General features: G+C 36.3%; 5 protein-coding genes. 4 read left to right on the forward strand and 1 reads right to left on the reverse strand.

Annotated features, from left to right (window positions below):
* Window positions 1-90 precede the first annotated feature (90 nt).
* Window positions 91-1,281: a potassium/proton antiporter gene (locus A994_RS04010; protein WP_004030011.1), complete on the forward strand. Its 1,191-nt coding sequence runs from the start codon at window positions 91-93 to the stop codon at window positions 1,279-1,281.
* A gap of 79 nt (window positions 1,282-1,360) precedes the next feature.
* Here the strand turns inward: A994_RS04010 and A994_RS04015 are convergent, their stop codons facing one another.
* The gene (locus tag A994_RS04015) at window positions 1,361-1,678 is read right to left on the reverse strand and encodes a hypothetical protein (RefSeq protein WP_004030012.1); all 318 of its coding nucleotides are present in this window, start codon (window positions 1,676-1,678) and stop codon (window positions 1,361-1,363) included.
* Window positions 1,679-1,966: 288 nt separating this feature from the next.
* Here A994_RS04015 and A994_RS04020 point away from each other — a divergent pair, with 288 nt between their 5' ends.
* The 3 genes from A994_RS04020 to A994_RS04030 all read left to right on the forward strand — a co-directional run.
* Window positions 1,967-2,833, forward strand: coding sequence for a response regulator (locus A994_RS04020; RefSeq protein WP_004030013.1), 867 nt, complete (start codon window positions 1,967-1,969; stop codon window positions 2,831-2,833).
* Window positions 2,834-3,226: 393 nt separating this feature from the next.
* Window positions 3,227-5,953 carry a PAS domain S-box protein gene (locus A994_RS04025; RefSeq protein WP_004030014.1) on the forward strand — a complete coding sequence of 909 codons (2,727 nt, stop codon included), beginning with the start codon at window positions 3,227-3,229 and terminating at the stop codon, window positions 5,951-5,953.
* Between the two features lie 293 nt (window positions 5,954-6,246).
* Window positions 6,247-6,529 (forward strand): HEAT repeat domain-containing protein (locus A994_RS04030; protein ID WP_004030016.1); only part of this gene is annotated, 283 nt, incomplete at its 3' end.

Raw genomic sequence — 6,529 nt, forward strand, 5'->3', positions numbered from 1 at the left:
TTAATCAATAAGGCATAATTATTTCCAACTGTATAGAAAATATGAAAAATTCTAAACAGTTATATATCAATAAAAAGATATTAAGATACAATGATTTCTGAACAGTTCATTTTAGTCGGATCACTCTTACTCCTCATCAGCATTATCATAAGTAAAACATCCCAACGCCTGGGTATTCCTTCCCTGATCTTCTTCCTGTTAATTGGAATGCTGGCTGGATCTGAAGGAATCGGTGGAATCTATTTTGATGATCCCAGCGTTACACAGTTTATTGGCATTATAGCCCTGGTGATTATCCTCTTTTCTGGAGGGTTAGACACCAAATGGCTTGATGTAAAACCAGTTTTTACACAAAGTGTGGTTTTATCCACTGTGGGAGTGTTGATCACCACCCTTGCTCTGGGATTTTTTATTAACTGGATAACTGGATTTTCTCTTACTCAATCACTTTTAATAGGTGCAATTGTATCCTCAACTGATGCAGCAGCAGTTTTTTCAATCTTCCGTTCTGGTAAACACAAGTTGAAAAACAACATCCAACCTACCCTTGAACTGGAAAGTGGGACCAATGATCCCATGGCCTACTTCATGACCACCACCCTCATATTTCTCATATTAAACCCCACCACTTCAATCTGGTCCATGATCCTGTTACTAATACAATCCATTGGACTGGGAATTGTTTTAGGAGTTATTTTCGGTAAAGGAGGGGTTAAACTCATTAACAGTATTAAACTTGACATTCAAGGACTTTATCCAGTTCTAAGTATTGCCCTTGCATTTTTGACCTTCTCAATCACCTACTATGTTGGTGGAAATGGTTTCCTGAGTGTATACGTAGCAGCATTAATTCTGGGAAACAGTTCCTTCATTAACAAGAAAGTTCAGATGCAATTTTTCGATGGTCTAGCCTGGTTAATGCAGATAGTAATGTTTTTAACCCTGGGTTTACTGGTTTTCCCCTCACAGATTCTTCCGGTGATAGGAATTGGATTGGTGATCTCCTTCTTCCTGATCCTGGTTGCCCGTCCCCTGGCAGTTTTCCTGTGTCTTTCACCATTTAAAGTTCAACTGAAGGATAAGGTTTTCATCTCATGGGTGGGTATCAGGGGTGCAGTGCCAATTATCTTTGCAACCTATCCCATAGTTGCCGGGATCCAGGGCGCCAATTTGATATTCAACATTGTTTTCTTCATAACCATAACCTCCGCACTCCTGCAGGGTTCAACCATCAACCTATTTGCCCGTTATCTTGGGCTTTCGATTCCTAAAATAGAATAACCTATCACCACCTCCAAAAATAATATTTCACTCCCCCACTAACTAAAATATTTTAAAAAATAGAAGGTTATAAATCATCTCACTCTCTAATTATACTGCGCATCTGACTTTCAAGTTCTCGGGATTGGCTTTCCAACTCCCCATAATACTTTATAGAACGTGCAGTTAGATTTTCCTGACGTAACAATCTTATTTCCTCCAATATTTGCAGTATTTTTAGGTGTAAATCTTGTACGTCCTTATATTTCCCGGAAGGTGCACTTTTAAGAGTCATTATTTGACTTTGCAGATCATCATTTGATGTCTGGTTCGAATGATCTGTTAAATTGAGACTTGAATTAATGGTTGCAGAATCCATAGCATAAATTGGCAGGACCCAAAGGAGAACTACCAACACGGTTATTAATGCTGTCTTTTTCCAGCCGTTATCACCTCCTCACAATTGACATAATAAGATTAATTTCCCTTTAAAAATATTTTTTCCAAATTCAGACCCAAATTACACCAGTTAACACCATACAAACGAGAATCAGGTAATATCTATAATAAATAATCATTACAGTAAATTATTGTTAAAAAAATATTTATGGAAATAATAGTAACTACTAGATTTATATGTTAAAATATACCATACCTCATATATCGAAGTGAATGAATGTGTTAAATCATGGTTTATGGTGATTAAATGGCTGGAGAGACAATTTTAGTAGTGGAAGATGAGGGGATCAGTGCCATTGAAATCCAGGAATGCCTGCAATCCCTTGGATACCATGTACCCTCCACTGCCAAAACAGGGGCCGAAGCAATACAGGAAGCATTCTCCATTAAACCTGATCTGATTCTTATGGATATTACCCTAAAGGGAGACATGGATGGAATTGATGCTGCTACCATTATTAAAAGCTTCATGGATGTTCCCCTAATTTATTTAACTGCACTGGATGATGTTGAAACCTTTAACCGAATAATTGACACTAAAGCCAATGCTTATCTAATTAAACCCATTGATGAAGCAGAGTTACGTAATAATATTCAATTAGCATTAAAAAATCACGAAACCAGACAAAAAGAATTGGAAGATGAAAAAAATGCAGGGTTGAAAGATGTTCAAATATTCATGCGCAGTGCCCTGCCTGAACTAGTTACCAACATTCCTATTTCTGAAAGAAGTGTGTTTTTATCCCGTTTCATGAGACTTTTTGAGCAGAATATGAAACCACTGTTCCACCAGTATATAAAAGAGAACAGCCAGGAACCCTATGATCATTTGAGTGATGATGATAAAATGAAATTATATCTCTCCTGGATAAGCCATTTATACGAAAATCTTGGTTTTAAAGTTTTAACACGTTCCCGGGGAAACTTGGGGACAATGACTGTTAAAAAATGTTCATGGTCACCGGGTCGACCTAAAGACGTTTTCTTATGTCTAATCTGCCAGAGCATCATGCAGCTAACTTTCTCCTGGACTAAATTACCTGGATCAGTGAAGGAAGAGGCCACCACTGGTATTCTTCAATCTGTGTGTAAGTTTGATTATACTTTCCATTAAAGAAAATTTGTTTCATGTAATTAATTTATTGTAAACTGTTTCATTGAAACACTCAATTTAAGTCTCCAATTACGTGAATAACTCTTTGATTTCTACATTAAGTATATTATTCAACTTAAAAGGGAATTTAACTGTTTTGGGGTATTAAAACTCATTCATTGATCAATTGAAAATGATTAATATTAAATTTTTTTTGATTGTTCCCGGTTTCACAAATTAATTGGTCGGCTGTGACAAAATTCACATCTGTAGTGAATTAAATTTATGCTGTTGTGAAACAATGCATTAAACATCATTAAATAAAAAAATGTTATGGCGGTTGTAAAGAATTTTTTGGAAAACATTATTGGCGGGTATCCCAGTAGCACGTATTAAGTCTAAAGGGGATAATTAATGACAAACAACAATGTGGGATTGAAAGATTTAAACCGGGTAGAAGTATTAGAAAAGGAAATATTAAAGCTGAAAAAAGAAATAGCTTATAAGGAAGAAATATTCGAAATTTCTCCCAACTACATTATCAAGATAGGATTGGATGGGGAAATATTAGAGGTTAACAACTCAGTTAACCACCTTATATCTCGGATTGATAAAAAAATCCCCAGATTACTTTCACAACTTGAAATTATACCCTCACAAGAGTATCATAAATATAACAGTTCTATTGATTCCATATTCAATAAAAATGCAAATAGGCCCTTTGAATCATTCTTTTTAGATAAGGAAAATGAAGTTAGATATATTAAAGTCTATGTTTCTCCAGTTAGATCACAGGATGAGATAATAGCCATTTCCATCCTTGCTACAGACATAACTGACCTTAGATTAATGGAAAATTCACTGCAGGAATCCATATCTCTTCAAAAAGCAACCATGGAATCAGTTGCCAATGGAATACTGGTCATCAATAACCATGGAATGGTAACCAGTTACAACCAGAAATTTCTGGACATGTGGAATATTCCCCAATCAATGGTTAATCAGGGATACGATTCAGATCTCCTGGATCAGGTAATGGTTGATGTGAAAGACCCCTTAAAGTTTCGATCAAAAATAGAGGAACTCTATCAGAACCCCAATCTGACCAGCACGGATATTATAGAATTTGAGGATGGGCGAGTTTACCAACGCTATTCACAACCACAAATAGTAGGGAATAAAGTAACTGGGAGAGTATGGAGTTTTATTGATCTCACCAGTCTCAAAAAGGCCAAAAAATCGCTACGTGAATCAGTTGCCTACTATAAAACCATATTTGAACATAGTGGTACTGCCACCATTATTGTTGAGGAGGATAGTACCATATCACTGGCTAACTCTGAAACAGAAAAAATTGTTGGCTATGCACCCTACGAACTTATGGGTCAAAAAAAATGGAAAGACCTTGTGGTACCAGAATATCAGCCACAAATGGAGAAATATCAGAAGTTGAGGTACAGTAATTCAGAAGCTGCTCCAAACAATTATGAATTCCGCATCATTGACAAATATGGTGAAACAAAGGACATTTTCGCCAATGTTTGCATCATACCCGGAACTAAAAGAACCCTGGCTTCTATTCTGGATGTGACTGAACGTAACCAGGCAATGGCAAAAATTACCGAAAGTGAAAACCAGTACAGAACACTTGCTGAAGCTGTGGAAGATTTTGTTTTCATCATAAACCAGGATGACAAGTTAGAATATATCAATGAATATGCTGCACGCAAATGGAAACTCGACCCTTCTGAAGTACTGGGTAAACCTCGATGCGAGTTATTCCCTCCAGAAACCAATGAATTACAGGGCAAATATCTTCAAAGGGTATTCCAGATCAAAGATACAGTCAGAGGCGAGAACCTGCTAACAATGACCCCTGATTCCATGTGGCTGGACACTATTCTTATTCCCCTTAAAACTCCTGAGGGAAGTGTTGAAAAGGTCCTTTGTGTTGCCAGAGATATGACTGAAAGGAAAGAATACGAATTACTTTTAAGCCGGCAGAATGAAATCCACAAAGCAATGGGAACCATCTTAACCGAAGCTATATTATCTGAAACTGAAGAAGATCTTACAAAAACTTGCCTAAGTGTTTGTGAAGAGATCACCCACAGTGAAGTAGGTTTTATATGTGAAATTAACTCAGATAAACAGCTAAAAACCATGGTATTCAGTGAATCATTAATGGAAAGATTTCAGCTGGAAAAAATTGATCTGGATATAATGCTTCAAAATCTCAAGATCAATGAAATCTGGGAGCAGTTAAAAATTATTAAATATCCAGTCAGTTACAATAATCCCTCCACCCTGGATCTGGATATTCTACCTGGAAATCATCCTTACCTCAAAAAAATCATTTTAGCCCCTCTTTTAAAGAATGGGGAATTCATGGGATTAATTGGATTAGCTAACAAGGGCGCAGACTACGATTTTTCAGATAGTAAAGCCCTGGGAAGTATTTCCACCACCATTGTTGAGGCTTTGCTCAGAAAGAGGGCTGAAGAAAATTTGAAAAAAGCATTAAATGATAAGGAAATGCTGGTCCGGGAAATTCATCACCGTACCAAGAATAATCTGATGATCATGGCCAGCCTGCTCAACCTCACCTCTGCGGATATTGAAGATGAAAAAGCCAAAGAGATATTCAGACAGATTCAAACCAGGGCCAAATCCATGGCACTTATACATGAAAAACTGTATCGATCTGATAATTTTAAAAAGATTAACTTCGGAGATTACATCAGACATCTGGCTCGGGATCTTTTTAATTCCTTTTTAAGATACCCTGAAAGGGTGGAATTGGTAATGGAACTGGAAGATTTGAATCTGGATATTAACACTGCCATCCCATTGGGTTTAATATTGAATGAACTTTTAACCAACTCCATGAAATACGCATTTCCCAATGGAGAATATGGAACCATTACCATTAAGTTTTTCAAAAAAGGCGAAAACTATGTGATGATGGTAGATGATGATGGTATCGGACTTCCTTCAGATCTGGACGTGCAGAAAACTGATACTCTAGGACTGCAACTGGTAAAAAATCTTATAGGGCAGATCGAAGGAGATATGCTGGTCTTTAGGGAAGACGGGACCCATGTAACCATTACCTTCAATGAAGATGAATATTTGTCTTGAATGTGTTTACTAAGCCTGTGCAAAGTTTACTAAACATATAATTTGCTAAAAAGGAATCAGTTAGTAAAAGAGTTTATAAAAGGTAAGTGAGGAGTTTAATAAATATATTTTGTAATAAACCTATACTTTTTAAAAATAGACCTATCTTCAAAATCGAATTCTTATTTTTTTATAATTCACCCCGTATTGACTATAAAAACTTATTTTTTCATTTATTTAATCTTATTTTCCAGTTAGTTTAATATACAGTGAAATAAAAAAATGTTCTTAGTAAAATGTCGAGAGGAATAAGCATGTCAACTAATGATCATGAACAATTATTAAATGATTTAACAGATGATGATCCTGAAAAAAGAAAAGAATCAGCAGAAAAGCTGGGTGAAAGTGAGAATCCTGATGTTATTGAACCATTAATCAAAGCACTGGAAGATGATAATCCCCAGGTTAGATTTACCTCGGCCAAGTCACTGGGCAAAATAGGTGACCCTGCTATTGAACCACTGGTCACCATACTCAAAAATGAAGAAGGAAACATTCGCAGATACGCCACTTTAGCCCTTAAGGATATTAAAAGTG

Source organism: Methanobacterium formicicum DSM 3637 (genome assembly GCF_000302455.1).
GTDB classification, from domain to species: Archaea; Methanobacteriota; Methanobacteria; order Methanobacteriales; family Methanobacteriaceae; genus Methanobacterium; species Methanobacterium formicicum_A.

What these genes read in the sequence shown, in the direction of transcription:
- A994_RS04025 (WP_004030014.1), top strand. Translation starts at nt 3,227, where the DNA reads ATGACAAACAACAATGTGGGATTGAAAGATTTAAACCGGGTAGAAGTA.
- A994_RS04020 (WP_004030013.1), top strand. Translation starts at nt 1,967, where the DNA reads ATGGCTGGAGAGACAATTTTAGTAGTGGAAGATGAGGGGATCAGTGCC.
- A994_RS04010 (WP_004030011.1), top strand. Translation starts at nt 91, where the DNA reads ATGATTTCTGAACAGTTCATTTTAGTCGGATCACTCTTACTCCTCATC.